The 821-nt window shown below is 68.1% G+C and carries 1 protein-coding gene; it reads right to left on the reverse strand.

All coding sequences use genetic code 11. The features are described 5' to 3' along the window. The coding region (locus tag ACYVDE_RS24730; protein ID WP_460504173.1) for a hypothetical protein at positions 1–807 on the reverse strand (807 nt) is incomplete at its 3' end. Positions 808–821: the final 14 nt, after the last annotated feature.

Raw genomic sequence — 821 nt, forward strand, 5'->3', positions numbered from 1 at the left:
CACGTCCGCCGAGCCGCCCGCAGCCCCTGCCAGAATATTATTGCCCACCGAGCCGCCCACGTACACCGCATTGCCGCTCACGGCCAGCGCCATGGCCTTGTCTTCGGCCCCGCCCCCGCCCTGCACCACCCAGGCCCAGGTGCCGGTGCCGGGCTCCCAGCGCGCCACAAATACGTCGGAGCTGCCGATGCAGCCAATCTCAATGTCATTGAACCGCACCTGCCCCGTGAAATACCCGGCCACGTACACCTGCCCCGCGCTGCCCACCGCCGTAGCCGTTACGGTGGCCCGGCCGTTGAACGTGCGCGCCCAGCGCACCTTTTGCCAGGCCCCGCCGGCCGCGCCGTTGTCGGCCACGCTGGCAATGGTCAGGTTTTGAAAAGAGCTGCTGCCGGCGGGCGAGCCGTCGGCGTTGCCAAAGGTGGTGAGCCCCACGCTAGTGCCGCCCACATACAGCCCGGTGGCCGTAGCCGCCACCGCGTTGGCCTGGCCGTTGCCAAAGCTATTATCGGTGATGGCCCAGTCCCAGCCGGGCGCCACGCCCGGCGCCGTATCCGTCACGCGCGCCACAAACGAGTCGTTGTTGGGGTTGCCGCTGCTGCCGCTGCCCGGAAAGTAGATTGAACCGAACCGAACGGTGGCCACCCCGCCCGGCAGGTTCAGAAAAGTGTAGTTGCGCACAAACCCTACCACGTACACGGCCCCGTTGCGCACGGCCACGCCGCTGGCTTGCTCGTCATAAAATCCGCCGGCCTGCTGCGCCCAGTCCCAGTCGGTCGGCGCAGCTGCGTCGGTGAGGCGGGCCACGAAAATATCCTGGC

This window comes from Hymenobacter agri (assembly GCF_054778495.1).